This window comes from Horticoccus luteus (assembly GCF_019464535.1).
Taxonomy (GTDB): Bacteria; Verrucomicrobiota; Verrucomicrobiia; order Opitutales; family Opitutaceae; genus Horticoccus; species Horticoccus luteus.
In genome coordinates, this window is sequence record NZ_CP080507.1 from 2,962,075 (window position 1) to 2,984,087 (window position 22,013).

Consider the following 22,013-nt stretch of genomic DNA (forward strand, 5'->3'; position numbering starts at 1 on the left):
GTTTTTATACCCCACTCCGCTTCTCCGCGCCTCCGTGGCAACCACTCAAAACTCCATGAACAGAAAACTTCGTTTCGGCATGATCGGCGGCGGGCGCGGCGCATTTATTGGCGCGGTGCATCGCATCGCAGCGTTGATGGACGGCAAGGCCGAGCTCGTGGCCGGCGCGTTTTCAAGCGACGCCGAACGCTCCAAGGCCTCGGGCGCCGATCTCTTCGTCGACCCCGCCCGCGCCTACGGCAGTTATCAGGAAATGGCCGTGGCGGAAGCGCGACGCCCCGCCGCTGACCGCCTCGATTTCGTCGTCATCGTCACGCCCAATCACCAGCACTTCCCGCCCGCGAAGCTGTTTCTCGAGCAAGGTTTCAACGTCGTCTGCGACAAGCCGGTCACCTTCAATCTCGCCGAAGCCAAGCGCCTCCGCGCGATCGTGAAGAAGACGAAAAAGGTCTTCGTCCTCACGCACAATTACACCGGCAATGTGATGGTGAAACAGGCGCGCCTCCTTGTGCAATCCGGCGCGCTCGGGCACGTGCGCAAAGTCATCGTGGAGTATCCGCAAGGCTGGCTCAGCACGCATCTCGAAGCCAGCGGCCAGAAGCAGGCCGCGTGGCGCACCGACCCCAAACGCAGCGGCGCCGCCGGTTGCATGGGCGATATCGGCACGCACGCCGAGAACCTCGCCCGCTACATCACCGGCCTGCGCATCGACACGCTTTGCGCCGATCTCTCGACCTTCGTCAAAGGCCGCAAACTCGACGACGACGGCAACATCCTGCTGCGCTTCAAGGGCGGCGCGAAGGGCATTCTCCACTCGTCGCAAATCTGCGTGGGCGACGAAAACAATCTCAACATCCGCGTCTACGGCGAGAAGGCGGCGCTCGAGTGGCATCAAGAATACCCGAACGAGCTCGTGCTCAAGTTTCCCGACCAGCCCCGGCAAATCTGGCGGCGCGGCAACGGCTACCTCGACCCCAAGCTGGCGCCCTTCACGCGCATCCCCGCGGGGCATCCGGAAGGCTACCTCGAAGCATTCGCCAACCTCTATCTGGAGGCGTTTCGCGCGATTGCCGCCGAAGTTTCCGGCCAACCGATTCCTGCCGACTGCGATTTCCCCACGATCGACGATGGCGTCGACGGCATGCTGTTCATCGACACCGTCGTGAAGAGCTCCAAGGCCGGCGCGCGTTGGACTAAATTCCCCTCGGCGTGAACCGCCCCGCCATGTCCGTGCGCACGCGCTTCGGCCTCGCCTGCGCCGTCGCTGCGCTGGCCGCGGCTTTCGCTGTGCCGGTGTCGCGCGGAAGCACGCTGCCGGCATTCCCACTCTACGAACGCTACCTTGCGATCGACGGCGCCTGTGCGTGGCCGCGGCTCACCGTGCTGCCCGGCGGCGAGATCTCCGCCATGGTCTGGCCCAATCCCTACCACGGCTACATCGAGGGCGCCGTCGAGTGCTGGAACAGCACCGATGAGGGCCGCACGTGGCACCGCACCGGCATCCCCGTGCCGTATGCGCCGGGAGAAAATCGCATGAACCTCGCCGCCGGAGTCGCCGCGGACGGCACTTACGTCGCCCTCGTGGTAGGCTGGGATAAACGTCTGCCCGCGACTTGGACGGCCGCCTCCTCCGCCGAATCCGATCGCGTCGGCCGCACGATGTTTCGCGATGCGCATACGCTCGACGCCGTGCCCGCAATTTCGCACGACCGCGGACGCACGTGGAAACAGTTTTCCGCGCTCGTCGCGCCGCGGCAAACCACCGGCCACGCCCTCGTTCCCTACGGTCCGATCGCGCCACTCGCGGACGGCCGGCTCGGCGTGATGCTCTACGGCGATGCGGTTCATTTTTACACCAGCCGTGATGGCGGGGAAACCTGGCAGGAGCGCGGTCATTTCAGCGAAAACGCCGCGCACAACGAGACCGCCTGGCTGCGTCTCGCCAACGGCGATCTCTACGCTGCCTCGCGCACGGCGGGAGATGCTCACGTCGATGCCTACCGCTCGCACGACGGCGGGGCGACGTGGCAGTTCGAAGGGCCGCTCACGTTGGGCGGCCAGCATCCCGCGGATTTGATTACATTGCCCGATGGCCGCGTTCTCCTCAGCTACGGCGTGCGCAACGAAGGTCTGTGGGCGATCTGCGAGCGCTACGGCGATCCCACCGCGACCGAATGGTCATCCCCGCGCCTCCTCGTTGACCTTGAAGGCTCCACGGACGACCCGACGGCCGCGAAGCCCGGGCGCGATGGTGGGTATCCGTGCACGGCGGTCGCTCCGAGCGGCACGCTCATTACCGCGTATTACAGCCGCGGCGTCCCCGCGCATTACCGCTACCACATGGGCGTGGTGCGGTGGTTGCCCGAGCCGGCGAAATAAGGCCCCGCGCGGCGGCGGTGCGTCATTCGCGCCGCGGTCGCGTCAAACCGGGCAACGTCGGCCGCTCTTCCGCCGCCTCGTGGGCGGCATCGACCACGGCTCGCACTTCCGCACTGGTCGGAAATTTCGGCAAATAGCCGTCGGCGCCCAGCTCGTAGGCGCGCTTCACGTCGCTATTTTCGTCGGAGGTCGAAAGAATGACCGTCAACATGTCCGTGAATTCCGGGCGCTGACGGATCCACTTTAGCACGCCGAAACCGTCGATGCGCGGCAGGCGTAAATCGAGAAAGACCAGCAACGGCCGGCCAGCGTCGCTCTTTTCGAGAAAGGCGATCGCTTCCTCCCCGTCCGCCATCACTTCCACCGGATGGTTCGTGCCGGCCTTTTGCAGGAGGCGACGGATAAAAAATACCGCATCGGGGTCGTCTTCGACCACCAAGATTGGAGCATGTGCAGAGGCCGCACGCATAGCGAAGCAGGAGTAAGGAAAGCGACAGCCATCGCACGGAAGCACGAAGGGCCGACGGACAGATTAGTGCCTTTGTGGACGCCGGCGAGGCTTAGTCCCGCCGAAATTCACGTTTTAGAATGGATTTACAAGGCGTCTGTGGTCGCCCGCTAAAATAGTCACGTTTAGTGCGATTTGGTTGCGCTTTTTCCGCGGTTGCGTGCGCTGGATTTTGGTTCGCCGGCCCGCGCCATGCTTTCCCGCTTGCCGCATGTTTCGGCGGGGCCAAACCTCAGCGAAATCCACGCTCATGCCCAAACGAACTGATCTGAAGTCCATTCTTATTATCGGCGCTGGCCCCATCGTCATCGGTCAGGCGTGCGAGTTTGATTATTCCGGCACCCAAGCCTGCAAGGCCCTCCGTGAAGAAGGCTACCGCGTCATCCTGGTGAACTCCAATCCGGCCACGATCATGACCGACCCGGAGTTCGCCGATGTCACCTACATCGAGCCGCTCACCGTTCCCTTTCTCGAGAAAATCATCGCCGCCGAGCGCCCGTCCGCCCTCCTCCCGACCCTGGGTGGACAGACGGCCCTCAACCTGTCGATGGACCTCGATAAAGCCGGCATCCTCGCGAAATACGGCGTGGAGATGATCGGCGCGAAACCCGACGCGATCGCCAAGGGCGAAGACCGCGAGTTGTTCAAGCAGGCCATGGTCAAAATCGGCCTCGACGTCGCCCGCTCGCGCACCGTCAAGTCGATGGAAGAAGCCCGCGCGGCCGCGGAAATGTTGGCGATGTATCCGCTCATCATCCGCCCTTCCTTTACGCTCGGCGGCTCCGGCGGCGGCATCGCCTACAACCGCGAAGAGTTCGAACTCATCGTCGCCAACGGCCTGGACCTCTCCCCCGTGCACGAAGTCCTCGTCGAGGAATGCCTCCTCGGCTGGAAGGAATACGAGATGGAGGTGATGCGCGATCACAAGGATCAGTGCGTCGTCATCTGCTCCATCGAGAATTTCGATCCGATGGGCGTCCACACCGGCGACTCGATCACCGTCGCGCCGGCGATGACGCTCACCGACAAGGAATATCAGGTCATGCGCGATGCCTCCTTCGCGGTCATCCGCGAGATCGGCGTCGAGACCGGCGGCTCCAACATCCAGTTTTCCGTCGATCCTGTGACCGGCCGCATGGTCGTCATCGAGATGAATCCGCGGGTGTCGCGCTCGTCCGCCCTCGCGTCGAAAGCCACAGGCTTTCCCATCGCGAAAATCGCCGCCAAGCTCGCCGTCGGCTACGCCCTCGACGAACTGCGCAACGATATCACCCGCCTCACCCCGGCCAGTTTCGAACCGACGATCGACTACATCGTCACGAAAATCCCGCGCTTCACGTTCGAGAAATTCCCGGGCGCTGACACCACCCTCACCTCCGCCATGAAGTCCGTCGGCGAGGCGATGGCCATCGGCCGCACGTTTAAGGAATCGATGCAAAAGTGCCTTCGCTCGCTGGAAATCGGCGCCCGCGGCTTCGGCGGCGGTGGCAAGCACGGCGGCGACGAACCCGTCGAAGAAAAGGTGATCAACGCCAAGCTCGGCACGCCCAACGCCGAACGGATCTTCTACATCCGCCACGCCTTTCGCGCCGGTTACTCCGTCGAGCGGATTTTTGATCTCACGAAGATCGATCCTTGGTTCCTCGTGCAACTGCGCGAGATCTGGGAGATGGAGGAAGCCGTCCGCGGACAAACCATCGAAAACATCGACCCGGTGCTCCTGCGCCGCGCGAAACAATTTGGTTTCTCCGATGTGCAACTCGCGCACCTCCTCGGCAGTGATTTCGCCGCCGTCCGCGCCGCGCGCCGCCAGCGCGGCATCGAGACCACGTATCGTCTCGTCGACACCTGCGCCGCCGAATTTGAGGCATTCACGCCGTATTATTATTCGAGCTACGGCGACGAAAACGAGATCCTGCCGCCGACGGGCAAAAAGAAGATCATGATCCTCGGCGGCGGTCCCAACCGCATCGGCCAGGGCATCGAATTCGACTACTGCTGCGTTCATGCCAGCTTCGCCCTGCGCGAACTCGGCTACGAAAGCGTCATGGTCAACTCCAACCCGGAGACCGTTTCGACCGACTACGATACGAGCGACCGCCTCTATTTCGAGCCGCTCACGCTCGAAGACGTGCTCGAAATTTATCAGCAGGAGAAATGCGACGGCGCCATCGTGCAGTTCGGCGGCCAGACCCCGCTGAATCTCGCGAGCGCCTTGAAGGCGAATGGCGTCAACATCATCGGCACCTCACCGGAGAGCATCGAGATCGCCGAGGATCGGAAGCTGTTCGTCAACATCCTCAACAAACTCGGGCTCAAGCAGCCGGACAACCGCACCGCGTTGAGCGAAAATGAAGCGCTCACCAGTGCCGCCGAAATCGGCTATCCGGTGCTCGTGCGCCCCTCGTTCGTGCTCGGCGGCCGCGGCATGTTCATCCTTTACAGCGAAGACGAACTCAAGGCGGTCGTCCGTCAGGTCTTCGACGTCATGCCCGGGAAACCCGTGCTCATCGACAAGTTCCTCGAAGATGCCATCGAGCTTGACGTCGATTGCATCAGCGATGGCGAGACTTCCGTCATCGGCGGCATGTTGGAACACATCGAGTATGCCGGCGTGCACTCGGGTGATGCGGCGATGGTCATGCCTCCGCATACGCTCAACGCCGACATGCTGGCGACCGTCCGCCGTGCCACTTACGCGCTCGCGAAAGAGCTCAACGTCGTCGGCCTGATGAACATCCAGTTCGCCATCAAGGGCGCCCAACTCTACGTCCTCGAGGTCAATCCCCGCGCGTCCCGCACCGTCCCCTTCGTGGCGAAAGCCATTGGCATTCCGCTCGCGAAACTCGCCGCCAAAGTCATGACCGGCGCAAAGCTCAAGGACCTCGGTTTCACGCGCGAACAAACGCCCAGGCACTGGTGTGTGAAGGAGGCCGTGTTTCCCTTCGTCCGCTTCCCTGGTGCGACGATCGCGCTCGGCCCCGAAATGCGCTCCACCGGCGAAGTCATGGGCCTCGACGCCGATCTCGGCGTGGCGTTCGCCAAAGCCCAGGCCGCGGCCAAACCCGGCCTGCCGACCAAGGGCAACGTGTTTCTTTCGGTCAAAGACGCCGACAAGCCGCGGGCCATTGAAATCGCGCGCACCCTCGAACAATTCGGCTTCACCATCTTCTCCACCAGCGGCACCGCTCAGACGCTCCTCGATGCCGGCCTCGCCGTGAAACGCGTGGCCAAGCTCTCCGAGGGCCGCCCGAACACCGTCGACTTGATCAAGAACGGCCAGATCCAGATGGTGATCAACACGCCCAACGGCATGATCCCGCGCCGCGACGAAAACGCCATCCGCTCCGCCGCCTATGCCCACAACGTGTGCATCATGACCACCATCACCGGCGCTGCCGCCGCCGTGGAAGGCATCCGCGCGCTCCGGGAGAAACACGTCGGCGTGAAGCCTATCCAGCAGTATCGCGGCAACGTCGTCGTTGTTTGACGCCCCACCTGCCCGGCAAGCGCGCCTCGCGTTTCTCGCCGTCAGACACCGGTGACGAAGAGCGTCGCCGGTATCGCCCGCTGACACGCGTGCCCGATTCCTCGGCGGCGACACCGCGCTGAAGCCAGCGCTCGCGGCGTGTTGGTCATGAACGCCAAGACGTCGAAGTCTACGCCCGTAAACCCCGTGGCTCGGCGAAGTTGTGTTCGCTCGCACCTCCGGGCCTCACCGCGAAAACCGGGGCCTTTTTTGCAGACGAAAAACGGTTGCTTGCGACTGAAATCCTCCCTCGCGCCACGGCGGAAAACTCGCCTTTACGGAGTCGGTCCCATCTGTTTTGGTCGCACGTTCCAATCCCGATTTTCTCGATATGACCAAGCCTGCCAAATCCTCCAGCGTCTCGCCTGCTGGTGCCGACCCCCAACTCGTTACTCCCGCGGCTCCCAGCTCCGAGGAGAAATTGCACGCCTTCTGGCAGCGCCATCGCGGCACCCTTCTGGGCCTCTTCGTGCTCGTCGCCCTCGTCTTGGTGGGCAAGGGCGCTTGGGAAATCTGGCAGGCGAAGCAGGAACAGTCGCTCCAGCAGGACTACGCCGCGGCCTCCACCCCGGAACAGCTTCGCGCCTTCGCGTCCGCGCATAACGGCCACCTCCTCGCCGGCGTCGCCCAACTCCGACTCGCGGACGAGGCGTATGCCGCCGGCAAATCCGCCGACGCTCTCACTGGTTACGAAAAGGCCGCGCCCCAGCTCGAAGGCACCATTCTCGGCGCCCGCGCCCAACTCGGCGCCGCCATGGCGAAATTGCAGGCCGGCCGCACCGCCGATGGCACCGCTGCGCTGCAGCAGCTCGCCAACGATGCCAAACAGCTCAAGGGCATCCGCGCCGAAGCGATCTATCATCTCGCCACCCTGGCCAGCGCCAACGGCTCCGCGGACGACGTGAGAAAATACTCTGATCAACTGATCGCCCTCGACCCGACCAGCCCGTGGGCCCAGCGCGCCATGATGCTGCGCGCCACACAGCCCGCCGCCCCCTCCGCGCCTGCCGCCGCGGCTCCGGAAGCCGCCGCGCCCGCCGTCAAATTAAACGTCCCCGGCACCAAGTAGTCGCCCGCGCCAGCGCCGCAGGCCTTGCCTCACCTCAGCCGTCGCGCCTTCCGCGGCGGCTTTTTTCTGCCTGCACTGCACGCCTCGCGAGCGCCGCACCCGCCACGCGTTAACCCCGTGTTCCTGCCAGCGCCACCCGCAGCCGCAGGCGCGCCTTTAACGCCTTGTAACCGGGCCGAAACACATTCCGGAGGACCGCCGGATCGAGATGGGGCGGCACGCATGCGCACCGCCACCGGTGCACCCGCTCGCGCCAGTCGCGCGGCTGAGGCCGCCAACCCGCGTAAATTGTGCGGTCCAACGCCGCATAAAAATAATGCCGGAACGGGTGCGCGTTGTCGTAGTGCCACGGCTTCGACCCCGTGGTGAAATGCACGAGAAACGGATCCGTGCGCACCCGCCGCAAATCGGCCGCCGTCATGTGCAGAAAGCCGGCCGTGTGTACGAAAAACTTGAACTGCTGATTCCACCGCCGATCGAGGTGCGTCCATCGGCCGGCAATGGCGTGGTTGAGCGCATCCTGATCGTGGAATTCCAGCCGACCTTCCTCCTGCTGGATATAGGCGAGCGCCGTTAGATGCGTCCGCTCCGCCCGCCATCGTGCGAGGTCCATCAATAATACGCCCGCGTTGAAGTAGTCTTCCTCGCACGCAAGACCGACCCGCGCGAAATTCTCCGCGCGCGGCTTTTGCACGGCCGCGAGACTGTGCGCGCCCAAGTCCTCCGCCCACAATTCCTCGACCGCGCGGCACACCACGATGTCGCAATCCAGATAAAGCACCCGTGTCACCTCCGCGGGGAGCACGTCTGGCAGCAGCAAGCGATCATACGTCGCCACGCTCAAGTGCTTGTCCACCTTCGCGCCGCGCAATCGCGCGTCATCCGTCGCGATGGGCACCACGTGAAATTCCCCGCCGAGCGATTCAACCCGGTTGGCGAGGTGCCCCAGCATCTCCGGCTGCAACGACCGGCTCGCCACCCATACGCGCAGCGCCGACGGCTGCGATGCCGTCGCCACCAACGATTCCACCGCGACAGTCAGCGGTTGGAGGTATCCTTCGTCGCAACAAAATGCGATGTCGACATGCCGGGAGGACATGCACGAACGATCACGCCCGGGCCACCAGCTTCAAGCCAGCCCCCGCCTCTCACGTGATTTTCGGGCATACCCTGATGCGACGTTCAGGAAGCTGTCGCCCTCACCTGTCGTGCAGATGCGTTACGAAGTGTTCACCCTCGCTCTCGCGGCACCCCTCTTCTCATGCGCATCGGTTTCTTCCTTCGCTATCCTTTTCACGAAAGTATTTTCCGGACCACGCTCGCGGCGGTGCGCACTCGCCATGAGTGTCTGGTCACTGGCGATCCGCGCGCGCTCACGCGCTTCCGTCCCCATGTCGTCGTGGCCGCCGAAGACATCACCTACCTTCACCTGCGTGCGCATCTGCCACGGTCGATTTTTATCCACACCCGCCATGGTCTCGCGAGCAAGGGCGTGCCGGAACGCTCCTTCCGCGCCGCCGATTACGTGTGCGTGACGAGCGAGTTCGTGCGCTACGACTTTCTGCGCCGTGGCGTCCGCCCCCGACGCGGCTACTGGGTTTTGGGTTATGTGCAGATGGACAATCTCTTCGTCGCCGAACGCCCGGCCGCGCTCCCGCCCGGGCGTCGCGTGGTGCTGTATGCGCCGACCTGGCACGAAGGCCTTTCCTCGCTCCCGGTCTTGGGCGACCGCATCGTCGATCTGCTCCGCGGCCGCCACTCCGACACGATGCTCGTCATCAAGCCGCACCCACTCGTGCAGCAAGGCGCCCGGCCCTCGATCGCCCCGTGGATGGAAACGCTCCGCCACGCGTGCCGCGGTCGCGATGACGTCATCCTCCTTGAACAACGCGGCCTCGACGTCATGCCATGGCTCAACGCCGCGGACGTGCTCGTCAGTGATGCCTCCAGCGTGCAGCTCGAGTTTCTCGCACTCAACCGCCCCATCGTGCTGATCAACAATCCTGCGCGGCTCGTCTCGCCGCATTACGATCCGTCCGGCTACGAATGGGCGTGGCGCGATATGGGTGACGCCGTCGACGACATCGAAACACTGCCCACCATCATCGATCGCGCGCTCGCTAATCCTCACCACGGCGAAGCCGACCGCGCGCGTTACCGTGAACGTTTGTTTGGTTCAACGGCCGACGGGCACGCCGGCGAACGCCTCGCTTCGCACATCGATCGCCTCGCCCCCGAAGTCGCCTCCGAACTGGAGTTGCTCGCCCTCTCGCCCTTCGGCCTCACCTTTGCCCGCCTGCTTCCGCACTTCCGCACGCTCGCCGACACTCGTCGCCGCTGGACGCAACGATTCCGCCCCGACCCGCTGACGCCCGCGGTCGCACTCACATCGTCCAAATAACTGCCCAGCTCTCGCCCTGCGGGCCACTCGCGAACTCGTGCCCCGCGGGCGTCCGCCTACTCGTCCACCCACAACCGGCAACTCAACGCCGGCAGGGCGAGTTCATGCGGCAGCCGCTCTGACGCTTCGTCCGGCGAACGAAACGCCGCCTGATCCGCGACCAGCCGCCAATCACGGTTCAGCACGCTCTCGTCGTTGAAAACCAGCCGCGCCGCATGCGTGTTCGGGTTGATCGCGAAAAGCAGCCGCTCGCGCCCTTGCGATTCGTCCGCATTGTAGAGCAACGCACACGCCGTCGAATCGCCGGGCGCAAACACGCGAAAATAAGTTTCCGTCGGCGGAGAATACAGCCGCAGCAGTCGGCCAAGCCGGCCCGCGCGAAACTGGATCCAATTCGCGAAATACGCGTGCGTCGCCGCAAACGCCTCGGCCCGTTTGTAATCCAGCGCGTTCAGGTCGCCCCGCTGATACGTGTTGTTCACCCCGTGCTTCGAGCGCAGGAAGTCCTGCCCGGCCGCCAGCATCGGAATGCCCACGGCCGCCAGCAGACATGCCGCCATCAAATGCGTGCGCACGCGGTCCGCATCGGTCGGACGCGAGCCGTCGAAATCCCCGTTCTCGGTGATCACGTCGATCCATGTGCGATCGTCGTGCGACTCGGTATAGTTCACCGTCTGCGCCGGCCATTTCGACCAATACCACGGCGAGCCTTTGAGGAAATAGGCGCACCGCTCCGCCGATCCGCCCCCGCGCACATACGAGCGCACGAAATCGCGAAAGCCATCGTTCCACGAACTCCAGCCCGTGTCCCGCAACGCGCCGGCGATGTGCCCGCGAAAACTCCACGGCTCCGCAATCAACACCACATCGGGCTTCGTTTCCTTCAACGCCGTCTCAATGGCCCGCAACACCTCCACGCCCAGCAACTCTGCCAGATCGAAGCGAAAACCGTCCACGCCATACGCCTCGATCAGATGCCGGCAACTGTCGATGATCAGCCGCTGCGCCATCGCCGCTGACGCCCGCAGGTCGTTTCCGCACCCGCTCCAGTTCGTCAGTCGGCCAGCCTCGTCCTGCTCGAAATAGTAGCGCCGGTCGATCGCCATCAGATGCGGCGGCACACCCACATGGTTGAACACGACATCCAGCAGCACGGCGATCCCGCGCCGGTGACACGCCGCCACGAGCGCCTGCAGCTCGCGCACGCCCGAGGCGCGTTCCGCGTTCAACGCATACGCACTCGCCGGCGCGAACCAGTTCACCGTCATGTAGCCCCAGTGGTATTCAGCGGGTGTCTGGCTGTCGAATTCCTGCACCGGCTGCAGCTCGAGACAATTCGCGCCCAGCGCATGCACGTAGAATTCCGGACTCTCCACCCATTTGCGCAGGCCCGTGAATCCCATCCGCTCCGCCGGACTCAGCTTGATCGGCGCATTGGCCGCGAGATCGCGCACGTGCCCTTCGACGATCACCAGATCCTGCCATCTTGGCGTCGCCCGGCGGTCGCCGCGTCCGATCCACGCCTGGTCCAGCACCATGCCCGGCCCTTTCCGTCCCACCGCCGCGAAAGCGTATGGATCGAGCACGCCTTCATGCCGCTCGCTCACACCCCGCCCGTCGCGCGGACCCTCGATCGCATAGCTATAGAACCAGCCGTGCAGATTCTGGTTCACCGTCACCTCCCACACCGCCGGTTCATCCGCGCGCCGCACCAGGTCAAACGCCGTCGCGCGCGCCACCTCCGCCACCATCGCCGCCGCACGCACCTGCACCCGCCGCGCCCGCGGCGCAAACAACCGGAACGTCGTCGCTCCGCGGCGCACGAGCGCGCCCAGCGGCAGCTCCGTTTTCAACGCGAAGAAAAAATCGCCCGGTTCCACCGCCACGGCCTCCACCCCGTCCGCGCCGATGGCCAGCACCGTCCACGTCTCCGCCAAATCCAACGCGGCCGCCGTGGTGAACGCATGCAACTGCGCGCCAGTCCGCGCCGGATCCAGGCCGCGATTCGCGTGCCCCGCGTCGTCCGTCACGCGGTTGGGAGCGTTGTCCGGCACGCCCACCCATTGATGCTCGGCGGTCACGAATTTAAAACGCCGCCACGGCTCCGTCAGCAGCCCCGCTCCTTCGACCGCGCGCCGCCAGACCGGCTCACCCAGCAGTTCCCCTGCTTCGAGCAGCCAGTTGTCCTGCCCGACGGCCTGCTGCCAGCCATTGAAATCGCCGGCCACGTAAATGCGTTCACTCCGCCCCGGCGCGCGCGGCAGCACAAAATTCACCCGGCCGCCGTCATCCACGTAATAACCGTAACGCGTCGCGGCCGCTTCCCGCGGAGCCGCCGCAAACGTCACGTGCGGCCGCGTGTTCTCGAATCCCTGCAACGCGAGCACGGGGGCGGCGTCGCCCGACCAATCGCGCGTAAATTCCACATAGCCCCGCGTCGCGGATTCGAGCCACGCCCGCACCATCGTATTCGCCCGGCCGCTCACTGCGTCCCCTCGCTCGTCAAACTCGACCCGCTTCGCGTCTGGGCAGTCGCCCGCCACCTCGCGATCGTTCGTTCGGCCGCACAGGTCGATGCTGCCACTTCGCCAAACCTTGGCCGGGTAAAAATCCGATGCACCGCGCCACTTTGCGACCGCCCCGCGTCGCCGCAAGCGTGACGGTAAATCCTTCTCCGGTCCCCGCGCAGATTTGACAATCCGCCGCCGACCTTCGTCGCTCCTCGCGTGTCCGCGCGTGAAAAAATCCTCGTCGCCATGTCCGGTGGCGTTGACAGCTCCGTCGCCGCCCTGCTGCTCCAGCGCCAGGGCTGCGACGTGGTCGGCGCTTACATGAAAAACTGGATCAACGAGGAAAACGTCATCGGCCACTGCCCGTGGGAGCAGGACATCGTCGACGCGCGGGCCGTCGCCGACCAGCTCGGCATCGAGTTTCACGTCGTCAACCTCATGCGCGATTACCGCGCCCGCATTGTTGATTACCTGCTCGACGGTTACGCGCGCGGACTCACGCCCAATCCCGACGTGATGTGCAATCGCGAGATCAAGTTCGGCGTCTTCCGCCAATGGGGCCGCGATCACGGCTTCACCGCCATCGCCACCGGCCACTACGCCCGGCGAGTCCTCGCGAAGCCGGCCCTCACCGATGCTCCCGCCACCTATTCCCTCCTCGAGGGCGCGGACAAAAACAAAGACCAGTCCTACTTTCTCGCGCTCCTTAACCAGGAGCAGTTGCGTGATGCGCGTTTTCCCATCGGCGATTTGCCCAAACCCGAACTCCGCCGCCTCGCCCACGAAGCCGGCCTCGCCACCGCCGCGAAAAAAGACAGCCAGGGCATCTGCTTCATCGGCGAGGTGAAGATGCAGGATTTCCTCCGCACGTTCGTCCCCGACCAACCCGGCCCCATCGTTCGCGCGACCGACGGCGCCGTGCTCGGCACTCACCGCGGCTTGCATCTCTACACCCTCGGCCAACGACGCGGAATCGGCATCCCCTCGAACACCGATTTTCAAAACTACGTGGTCGTCGGCAAACGCGCCGCCGATCGCGCTCTGCTCGTCGCGTTCGATGGTCCCGATGCCCCCGGCCTCTTCTGTCGCGAAATTCGCGTTCACCACCTGAGCTGGATCGGTGCACCCGTCAGCACGCCCGCGGCACTCGAAGGCCGTGTCCGCTACCGCGACCCCCGCGTCCCTCTTGAGTATTTACCCGCAGCCGACGGCGGCGCCCTCGTGCGCTTCGCCACGCCGCAACGCGCTCTCGCGGCGGGCCAGGTCCTTGCGCTGTATCGCGGCGAGCAACTGCTCGGCGGCGGCGTTTATCTGTAAACCGCTTAGGTGCGCGCGCTCCCTCGTTTTTCGCGTAAAACGCGTGACGCCTTGCAGCGCTCCGCCACGATTACGGCGCCATGAACGTCATCCCGGCCCGCCTCCGCGCCTCTTTCGCGCAGCAGGCGCTGCGTCCGGACCTCGCCCGCGCGGTTCGCTCCACGGTCGCGTTCATGCCGCCCGTCTTGTTGATGAACGCCGGCCTCGTCTCGCACCTGGCCGTCTTCTCCGCCATCGCCGCGCAAAGCGTCGCCATGGTCGACGTGCGTGGCCCTTATCGCCTGCGGGTCGGCCTGCTCCTCGCCATGGCCGCGATTCTCGCCGGCGCCACTCAACTGGGCGTGTGCGGCGCGGCCTCACTCCTCGCCGCCGTGCTGCTCACCGCGCTCGTGGGCGTGTTGATGGGAGCCTGGCGACACCTGAGCTCCGACTACGGCCCGTCGCTCGCCGCTTCGTCCGCCCTGCTGTTTCTGATCGCACTTGCGACGCCCGCGATTCCCGCCGGCCACGCTGGCGCGGCCATCTACACCCTCGGTGGCGCACTCGGCGGCGTGGCGCTGCAGGCGTTCCTCTGGCCTTGGCGCGCGCAACATCCGCTCCGTCGCGCCGTCGCGGAAAGCTGGCTCGCCTTGGGCAATCTGTTCGCCGCGCTCGCCAACGATGAGCCGCGCACCGCCGACGCGCGCTCCGCCAACCTCGCACAACTCGAAAGCGATCTCCGCACCGCGCTCGATCAAACCTACGCGACTCTCGCCGCCGCCCGCATCGGCCGGGCACACGCGTTTCAAACCCATTTGGAAGAACTCCATCTCACCGGCGCGCGCCTCGCCACCCGCGTCGTCGTGCTGCACACGGCCCTCGACAGCCTGCGCGCCGATGCCGCTCTCGCCCCGCTCGCCGCCGCCGCGCAACCCGCACTCGTTTCGCTCTCCAACCTCGCGCGCTCCATCGCCACCGCGGTCATTTCCCGTCAGCCCTCGCAACTCGCCTCCTGCGAAGTCCGCCTCCAGCGCCTCGGCAATCTCCTCCGCGTCTTGCAGGCCCGGCTCGCCGCGCAAGCGCCCGCCTCCACCGATGCCGGCCAGGTCGCCGAGTTGCTGCGCCAACTCGCCGCCGAACTCCCCACGTTGCGCGCCCGCCTCCGCGCCACCATCGATCGCGCCGACGAGCGCGGGGCCTTTTCGCTGGAGCTTTTCGACGTCAACACGTGGTCGCTGCGCCCGGTCACCGCGACCTTGAATCTTCGCCCCCACGTCACGCGCACGCTTCTGCGTTTCACCGCCCGCCTCACAGTGTTGCTCGTGGCCGGCGTCGCCGCGTTCAAAGGCTTCGGCCTCGCCCACGGCTATTGGTTGCCACTCACGATCGTCGTCGTGCTGCAGCCCGACTACGGCTCGACCCGCCGGCGCGCTGCGCAACGCCTCCTCGGCACTCTCACCGGCGTCGCGCTCGCCAGTCTCATTGTCTCCCTGCCGCTCCCCGCCGGCCTCCTTACCGCCATCATCGGACTCACGATGTTCGGTTTCGCTTACTACGTCCGCAACCACTACGGCCGCGCGGTTTTCTTCGTCACGATCATGGTCGTGTGCCTCCTCGGTGCGGCCGGCGCCGCCGGTGGCGGTTACGCCGTCGCCCTCGAACGCCTCCTCGCCACCGCCGCCGGCGGTGCGCTCGCGATGCTGGCGGCGCTGCTCTTCTGGCCCGTGTGGGAAAACGACCGGCTGCCCCCCATCCTCGCCCGGGCCTTGGTCGCCAATCGCGACTACTGGCGGATCCTGCAGCAGCGTCTCGCGCAGGGCGGCACGTATGATGCCCCGGTCGTCGCCGCCAAGCGCGCCGCTGAAGTCGCCAACAGCAACGTCTTCGCCTCGCTGCAACGCCTGTTCGGCGATCCCAAGAACCACCAGGCCCGCGTGGAGCTTTTCGCCGCCCTCGCCAACGGCAACCAGCGCCTGACCCGCGCCTTCACCGGCCTCGCACTGCATCTCAGCACCGACACCCCTCTGGCTTCGCCCCCGCTCGCCCACTTCGGCGACCTCACCGCACGCGCGCTGGATGGCATCTCCACGCGCCTCGCATCCGGCGCCTCCCCCGAGCGTGACGAAGCCTGCCGCACCCTCCTTGCCGACTTGGAAAAGGCGACCATCCCCACCGGCGAAGACGAGCGCCACCGCTGGATCTCCGCCCAACTCGCCCGCGTCAACACCGAGACGACCGCGCTCCTCCTCGCCGCCAGCCAACTCGCCTGAGCCCGCGCCTTGCGTTCAACCGACCGTGGCCAGCGCCAGCCGCACGGCGAAGCCCAGCAGCACCACGCCCATCACGCGATCGACCCAGTGCCCGTGCTGCAGAAAAACGCGCCGCATCTTTTCCCGGGTGAAGAAAAATGACACCAGCGTGAACCACGCCCCCGTCGCCACCGCCATCCACGCGCCATAGCCCGCCTGCACCCAACGCGGCGTGTGCGGATCGATGACCACCGAAAACAGCGCGAGAAAAAACAACGTCGCCTTGGGATTCAGCGCATTCGTGAAAAACCCGATGTTCCAAGCCGCCCGCGCCGACAGTCCCGCCGCCAACGGCGCGACCGCCTCTCCCCCTGGTTGCAGCGCATTTTGCGACGCGCGCGCCCGCAATGCGTTGACGCCGATCCACGCGAGGTAGGCCGCGCCGGCGAACTTCAAAACCGTAAACGCCCACGGCGAGCTTTTGATCAACAGCCCAATCCCCAGCAGCGAGTAGCTGACGTGCAGCAAAATCCCGCACGCGATGCCGATACTCGTCCACACCGCAAGACGCCGGCCGTGCCGCAGGCTCTGCTTGACGACGATCGCGAAGTCCGGTCCCGGGCTCATCACCGCCAGCAGGTGGGCGCCCGCGACGGTCAGAAACTCGAGCTCATACGCGCGCATCCCGCGTCACTCACAACGCCGCCGCTTTGAAATCCGCCGACGCCAGCCACTGGTCGAATTTCGCGTCCGTGAAATTGCGCACGGCCGCATTGTCCGCGTGCTTCAGCCGCGCTTGCGCCAGGGTCTTCCTCGCTTCGTCCACCCGCCCGAGCAACGCCAGCGCGTAAACCTGCTGAATCAATGGCGTGGGATTCTTTCCGTCCTTTTTGTAGGCGGCGCGATACGCATCGAGGCCGTTCGCATACGCCTTTTTCGCCCCGTTGCGATCGTCCTGCCGTCGGCGGATCGTGCCGAGCTGCAACCACAGATCGCCATCGCCCGGCGTCAACTTTCCCGCTTCCGCGTAAAGTTTCTCCGCCCGCGGCCAGTCGCGCATCGTCTCCGCAAAATTCGCCTCCGTCAGCAGGCTCTCCGCCTTTTTGCGCTCCAGCGACGTGGGCTCGCGTTTCGGTTTGCAACCGGTTTCCCCCAGCAGCGCAAGGGCGAGGACGACGAACAACAGGCGTTTCATAGATTCAGCCAATCACATGTCCGGCGGCACCGTCGAGATCGCCTCGGCGAGCGTCGTCACCCCGTCCTTCACTTTCAACATGCTGTCCTGGTGCAGCGTCTTCATGCCGCCGCGCATCGCGATCTTCTTCAACTCGGCTGACTCCATCTCCTTGTTGATCGCCTCCACCAGTTCCTCATTGGTGATCATTAATTCGTGGATGCCCACGCGGCCCTTGTAACCGCTGCCGCCACACTTCGCGCAGCCTTTCGGATTCGCGCGAAAAATCTGCCCGCTCCAGCCGATCGCCTTCTCCAAAATCGCCTGCTCCCGCCCTTCCGGCTCGTATGGCACGCGACACGTCTTGCACACCCGCCGCATCAGCCGCTGCGCGCAGACGCACAACAACGACGATGAAATCATAAACGGCTCCACGCCCATGTCGGTCAACCGGGCGACGGTCGACGGCGCGTCGTTCGTGTGCAGCGTCGAGATCAGCAAATGCCCCGTCAACGCCGCCTCCACGGCGATGTTCGCCGTTTCGCGATCGCGGATTTCTCCCACCAGGATGATGTCCGGATCCTGCCGCAAAAACGCGCGCAACGCCGAGGCAAACGTCAGACCAATCTGCCGGTGCATCTGCATTTGGTTCAACCCCGGCAGCGTGTATTCGATCGGATCCTCCGCCGTGCGCACCACGATGTCGGGCGTGTTCACTTCATTCAGCGCGGAATAAAGCGTCATCGACTTGCCTGAACCCGTCGGCCCGCAATGCAGAATCATGCCGTAAGGCTGGCGGATGCAGTCCCGGTATTTCACGAGATTCTCCTCCGTGAACCCGAGTGCCGGCAGCGGCAGCGTCGTCTTTTGCTTGTCGAGAATACGCATCACCACGCCTTCGCCGTAGTTCAACGGCGCGGTCGACACGCGTAGATCGAGATCGAGATTCTGCTTCGTGAATTGCTTGAACACGATGCGCCCGTCCTGCGGCAGCCGGCGCTCGGCGATGTCCAGGTTGCACATGATCTTGAGCCGGGCGACGAGCGCCGGCCCCACTTTCGCCGGCAGCCGCAGACGCTCGTGACACACGCCGTCCACGCGATACCGCACCACCATATCCTTCTCCTGCGGCTCGATGTGGATGTCGCTCGTGCCGCAATAATACGCCTCCTCGATGATGCGATTCGCGAGCTCGATGATGGGTCCGGACTCCTCGTTGGTGAGTTCGTCCTCCGTCGCATCGGCCACGTGTCCGAACTCCGCCCCGATCTGCTGCACCACATCGCTGAACCCGGCGCTCACGCGCTCCTGGGTCTTGCTGAATTTGTCGCGCAAATCCTTTTCGCGCACGAGCAGCCGCACCACGCGCCGGCCGGTGATTTCCGTCACCTTGGTGGCGACTCCTTCATCGAAGCCGTTCACCACTGCCAGCAGGAAAATATCCCCCGCCATCCCCAGTGGCAGCACCGCGTGCTCCTCACAAAACGCCGTCGTCAACCGCTCGAAGGTCGCCTGCGTCACGCGGTGGCGCGCCACGTTGTAGGGCGCCAGCCGCAGCACGTGCGCCTTCGCCTCCAGCAACTGCCAGGGCGTGATGTGCATCTCCTCCTGCAGCACGCGCTCCAACGCATCGCCGTTGAGCTCGTCGGGCCGTGCGTCGATCGCATCCGCCTGCTCCTGCAAGAGCCGCTCCTGCGCGACCAGCCGCGCCACGATTTGGGACTGATGTTTTCCGAGCGGCATGTCAGGTCACCGGTTTGGGTGCGGTCGCCGCGCGCTCCGTCTCAAGACGTTCGAGAAAATCCGCGATCACTTCCAACGTCGTGCCATACCACAGAATGCGCCCTTCCAGCCGCTTCTCCCAAAACGTTCGCACCGCCGGGCTCAGGTAATACGCCGTGGCGACAAAATGAAAATCCTCTTCGCGGTCGAACGGCACCGACCACGTCGCCCAGCACACGTCCGGGTCCAAAGCGCGTTTCACCTCGTCCGTAATGTCGTAATCGCGGATATCCGCGAGCCCGAGCCGCTCTTCGTCGATGCAGAACTGCAACACGTCTTCCTCGCGCAGCACCTTCATTTCATACGCAAGAATGCCCAGCAACGTGCTTTGCCGCGGTTGATCCGCCGCGACGATTTCCAGCAACCGCTCGTTCGCGGTCTCCAGATCCTCCAGCTTGACGAGGTTGTGCTCGACGAGGTTTGCGCCGAGCAGACGATTCGCGCGCCGAAGAAGAGGCAGATGCTCCGAAGCCATGGACGCGCGACCCTGATTTAACCTGCTGCAACTGGCGATTTCTTTTCCCGCGCGCGTAACCTTCCCACGCGTTTTAACAATTCCTTCTTCAACTCATCCAAACCGCTGCCCTCGAGACACGAGATGCTCACGACGTCTACTTTGTGCCGGCGTTTGAACTTCGTCAGATTCGCCTTCGCCGCCGGCAGATCCATTTTGTTCGCCGCCACGAGCCGCGGCTTCTTCAACAGCGCCTCGTCGTAGAGTCCCAGTTCGTGCAACAAGACGGCGTAGTCCTCGCGCGGATCGCGATCGTCGACCCCCGCCATGTCCACCAGAAACAGCAGCAGCGCACACCGTTCGATGTGGCGCAAAAACCGATGCCCGAGCCCGCGATTGTCGCTCGCTCCTTCGATCAAACCCGGCACATCCGCCAGCAGCAGACGCCGGTCGCCTTTCACTTCGTCCGGAAACTCGATCACGCCGATCTGCGGATGCAGCGTCGTGAACGGATACGGCGCCGTCTTCGGCCGTGCCTTGGTGATCGCCGTCGTGAGCGACGATTTGCCCGCATTCGGATAACCGACGAGGCCGACATCCGCGATACTCTTGAGCACCAGCCGAAACTCCCCGCGTTCGCCGGGCAGCCCCGGTTTCGCTTCGCGCGGTGCGCGGTTGACGGATGACTTGAACCGCGTGTTTCCGAACCCGCCGTTACCGCCTTTGCAGAGCACAATCTGCTGACCATCCTCGACGATTTCCGCCACCACCTCGCCCGTTGCCTCGTTCGTCACGACCGTGCCAAGCGGCATTTTCAACAACGCGGGTTTGCCCGTGCGACCGTGGCAATCCTTGCCCAAACCGTGCTCGCCTTTCTCGGCGCGCCAGTGCGGCTTGTATTTGTAGTTGATCAAGTTGTTCGTGTCGTCGTCGCCCACGAGCACCACATCGCCGCCGTCGCCACCATCGCCGCCGTTGGGTCCGCCCCAAGGCTCATATTTTTCGCGGCGAAAGCTCACGCAGCCGCGTCCGCCGTCGCCGGCCTGCACCTTGATCACGCATTCATCAACAAACATGTCGTCACGATGCAGAAGCCCCCGCCTTTGCCAAGGGCGACCCGCTTCGGGCCGCGAACGCGCCGCTGAGACGGCGCAACCGGCGGTCCGCTCGCCCCGTATCGCGAGATGGGCCCGACGTGGACTCCGTGGAGCACGAGGCTCTCTCCAAACGGGCAGAACGTGCGCCGCCACGCCGGCAGACACGCGGCCGGCGGGCGCGCTTCACTCGCGCAATCTTTGGTGCTCGGGAGCAGCGGTCCCGATCGGCGTTTCCCCGCCGGCGGCCACGCAACCGCGGCTCCCCGGCGTCACAACACCAGTCGGATGCCCTTGCGCAGATACGTCGGCACGTCGAGATCGTGCCCCTCAAACATCGTGCGATCGGTCTTGTCGAACTGACCGCGCGTTTCGAGTTCGCCGAACCCAAATTCGTTTTGCGCCACGGGCGCCTTGGCGCCCGCCTCACCTTCGGACTCCGCGTGCGCCGCGGTCGACGCCGCCACCGGCTCCGCTACGGGCGCGGCGGTCTTTGCGGCAGGCTGCGCTCCTCCCTGCGGAGCCTCGGCCGGGGTGCGCGCCGGCGTCCGGTTGGGTGGTGTCCGCCGCGGCGCGCTCACGCGCCCGCCCAGATCGCTCGTGCCGAGCACGCAGACTTCTACGCGGTTTTGGAGGCTCTCATCGATCACCGCGCCCATGATGATGTGCGGCTCGCGCCCAAATTGCTCCGCAACCGCCGTCATCAGCTCGTTCACCTTGGGCAACGTCAGGTCCGTGCCGCCGACGATGTTGACCAGCAGCCGGTCCGCTTTGCGCGAGAACTCCGGCGTCGCGAGCAGCGGGCAGAGCTTCAAACTCTCCAGCGCATCCGCCACCGCGTTTTCACCCACGCCTTCGCCGAGGCCGAACAACGTCTTGCCGCCCCGCGTCTGAAACGCCTGGCGCAGCGTCGCGAAATCCAGGTTGATCAACCCCGTGCGCGATAACATCGCCCAGATCGATTTGACGCCGCGCCCGATCCACTCGTCCGCGCGGCCAAACGAATCCAGCACCGTTTCATTCGGCGCCGCTTCCTGCAGCAGAATGTCATTCGGCAGCGGAATCACTGCGTCGCACACGCGGCGCAACGCCTGCAAACCTTCCTCCGCCTGCTTGATCCGTCGCCCGCCTTCGAAGCTGAACGGCATCGTTACGAACGCGATCACGAGCGCGCCCGCCTCCGCCGCCGCTTCCGCAATCACCGGCGCGGCGCCGCTGCCCGTGCCGCCGCCCATGCCGGCGAGTAGAAACACCAGATCGCAGTCCTTGACGACGTTGTTGAGCTTTTCGCGATCCGCCTCGGCCGCCTCGCGCCCCAGATCCGGATCGCCGCCCGCCCCGAGGCCGCGCGTCACGCCCATGCCGATCAAGACTTTGTCCTGCACCGGCGACGACGAAAGCGCCTGGTAATCCGTGTTGATCACGGAGAGCTGCAACCGCTCCAGGTTTTCCATCTTGAGGCGGTCCACGGCATTCGCGCCCGCGCCACCCACGCCCACCAGTTTGATCGCCACATTGCGATCGGTCAGAATTTCGTTCTCCAGCGGAAGTTCGTTAATGTTCATGGC

The 22,013-nt window shown here is 64.9% G+C and carries 16 protein-coding genes; 7 read left to right on the forward strand and 9 right to left on the reverse strand.

The genetic code is table 11. The features are described from left to right. The first annotated feature begins 55 nt into the window (after positions 1 to 55). Complete coding sequence (locus K0B96_RS12165) at positions 56 to 1,213, forward strand: Gfo/Idh/MocA family protein (RefSeq protein WP_220161166.1); 1,158 nt, start codon at positions 56 to 58, stop codon at positions 1,211 to 1,213. Continuing rightward, positions 1,210 to 2,379: a sialidase family protein gene (locus tag K0B96_RS12170; RefSeq protein WP_220161167.1), complete on the forward strand. Its 1,170-nt coding sequence runs from the start codon at positions 1,210 to 1,212 to the stop codon at positions 2,377 to 2,379. The genes K0B96_RS12165 and K0B96_RS12170 overlap by 4 nt, the downstream gene beginning before the upstream one ends. 22 nt (positions 2,380 to 2,401) lie before the next feature. On the opposite strand, the gene K0B96_RS12175 is transcribed toward K0B96_RS12170, so the two are convergent. Next, the gene (locus K0B96_RS12175; RefSeq protein ID WP_220161168.1) at positions 2,402 to 2,815 is read right to left on the reverse strand and encodes a response regulator; all 414 of its coding nucleotides are present in this window, start codon (positions 2,813 to 2,815) and stop codon (positions 2,402 to 2,404) included. Positions 2,816 to 3,137: 322 nt separating this feature from the next. Here K0B96_RS12175 and carB point away from each other — a divergent pair, with 322 nt between their 5' ends. Next, positions 3,138 to 6,377: a carbamoyl-phosphate synthase large subunit gene (gene carB / locus K0B96_RS12180; protein ID WP_220161169.1), complete on the forward strand. Its 3,240-nt coding sequence runs from the start codon at positions 3,138 to 3,140 to the stop codon at positions 6,375 to 6,377. Positions 6,378 to 6,747: 370 nt separating this feature from the next. Continuing rightward, a complete protein-coding gene (locus tag K0B96_RS12185) occupies positions 6,748 to 7,485 on the forward strand; it encodes a tetratricopeptide repeat protein (RefSeq protein ID WP_220161170.1) in 738 nt (245 codons plus the stop codon). A gap of 109 nt (positions 7,486 to 7,594) precedes the next feature. Here the strand turns inward: K0B96_RS12185 and K0B96_RS12190 are convergent, their stop codons facing one another. Then, positions 7,595 to 8,584: a glycosyltransferase family 8 protein gene (locus K0B96_RS12190; RefSeq protein WP_220161171.1), complete on the reverse strand. Its 990-nt coding sequence runs from the start codon at positions 8,582 to 8,584 to the stop codon at positions 7,595 to 7,597. A 162-nt stretch (positions 8,585 to 8,746) separates the two neighbouring features. Between K0B96_RS12190 and K0B96_RS12195 the strand changes: the two genes are divergently transcribed. Then, positions 8,747 to 9,886, forward strand: a complete 1,140-nt coding sequence (locus K0B96_RS12195) for a CDP-glycerol glycerophosphotransferase family protein (RefSeq protein ID WP_220161172.1) — start codon at positions 8,747 to 8,749, stop codon at positions 9,884 to 9,886. Between the two features lie 56 nt (positions 9,887 to 9,942). On the opposite strand, the gene K0B96_RS12200 is transcribed toward K0B96_RS12195, so the two are convergent. After that, entirely contained in the window at positions 9,943 to 12,312 is a 2,370-nt protein-coding gene (locus K0B96_RS12200; RefSeq protein WP_255558647.1) for an alpha-amylase family glycosyl hydrolase, read from the reverse strand. A gap of 300 nt (positions 12,313 to 12,612) precedes the next feature. On the opposite strand from K0B96_RS12200, the gene mnmA reads away from it, so the two are divergent. Together mnmA and K0B96_RS12210 are read left to right on the forward strand one after the other, a co-directional pair. After that, positions 12,613 to 13,713, forward strand: a complete 1,101-nt coding sequence (gene mnmA / locus K0B96_RS12205; protein ID WP_220161173.1) for a tRNA 2-thiouridine(34) synthase MnmA — start codon at positions 12,613 to 12,615, stop codon at positions 13,711 to 13,713. Between the two features lie 80 nt (positions 13,714 to 13,793). After that, positions 13,794 to 15,962: an FUSC family protein gene (locus K0B96_RS12210; protein WP_220161174.1), complete on the forward strand. Its 2,169-nt coding sequence runs from the start codon at positions 13,794 to 13,796 to the stop codon at positions 15,960 to 15,962. 15 nt (positions 15,963 to 15,977) lie between these two features. Here the strand turns inward: K0B96_RS12210 and K0B96_RS12215 are convergent, their stop codons facing one another. The 6 genes from K0B96_RS12215 to ftsZ form a co-directional block, all read right to left on the reverse strand. Continuing rightward, complete coding sequence (locus K0B96_RS12215; protein ID WP_220161175.1) at positions 15,978 to 16,625, reverse strand: LysE family transporter; 648 nt, start codon at positions 16,623 to 16,625, stop codon at positions 15,978 to 15,980. Between the two features lie 10 nt (positions 16,626 to 16,635). Further along, positions 16,636 to 17,136, reverse strand: coding sequence for a tetratricopeptide repeat protein (locus tag K0B96_RS12220; RefSeq protein WP_220161176.1), 501 nt, complete (start codon positions 17,134 to 17,136; stop codon positions 16,636 to 16,638). A 12-nt stretch (positions 17,137 to 17,148) separates the two neighbouring features. Then, positions 17,149 to 18,858, reverse strand: coding sequence for a GspE/PulE family protein (locus tag K0B96_RS12225; RefSeq protein ID WP_220161177.1), 1,710 nt, complete (start codon positions 18,856 to 18,858; stop codon positions 17,149 to 17,151). A 1-nt stretch (position 18,859) separates the two neighbouring features. Next, a complete protein-coding gene (locus K0B96_RS12230) occupies positions 18,860 to 19,372 on the reverse strand; it encodes a GspE/PulE family protein (RefSeq protein WP_220161178.1) in 513 nt (170 codons plus the stop codon). Positions 19,373 to 19,389: 17 nt separating this feature from the next. Next, positions 19,390 to 20,427 carry a GTPase ObgE gene (obgE, locus tag K0B96_RS12235; protein WP_220161179.1) on the reverse strand — a complete coding sequence of 346 codons (1,038 nt, stop codon included), beginning with the start codon at positions 20,425 to 20,427 and terminating at the stop codon, positions 19,390 to 19,392. Between the two features lie 290 nt (positions 20,428 to 20,717). Next, positions 20,718 to 22,010: a cell division protein FtsZ gene (gene ftsZ / locus K0B96_RS12240; protein ID WP_220161180.1), complete on the reverse strand. Its 1,293-nt coding sequence runs from the start codon at positions 22,008 to 22,010 to the stop codon at positions 20,718 to 20,720. Positions 22,011 to 22,013 lie beyond the last annotated feature (3 nt).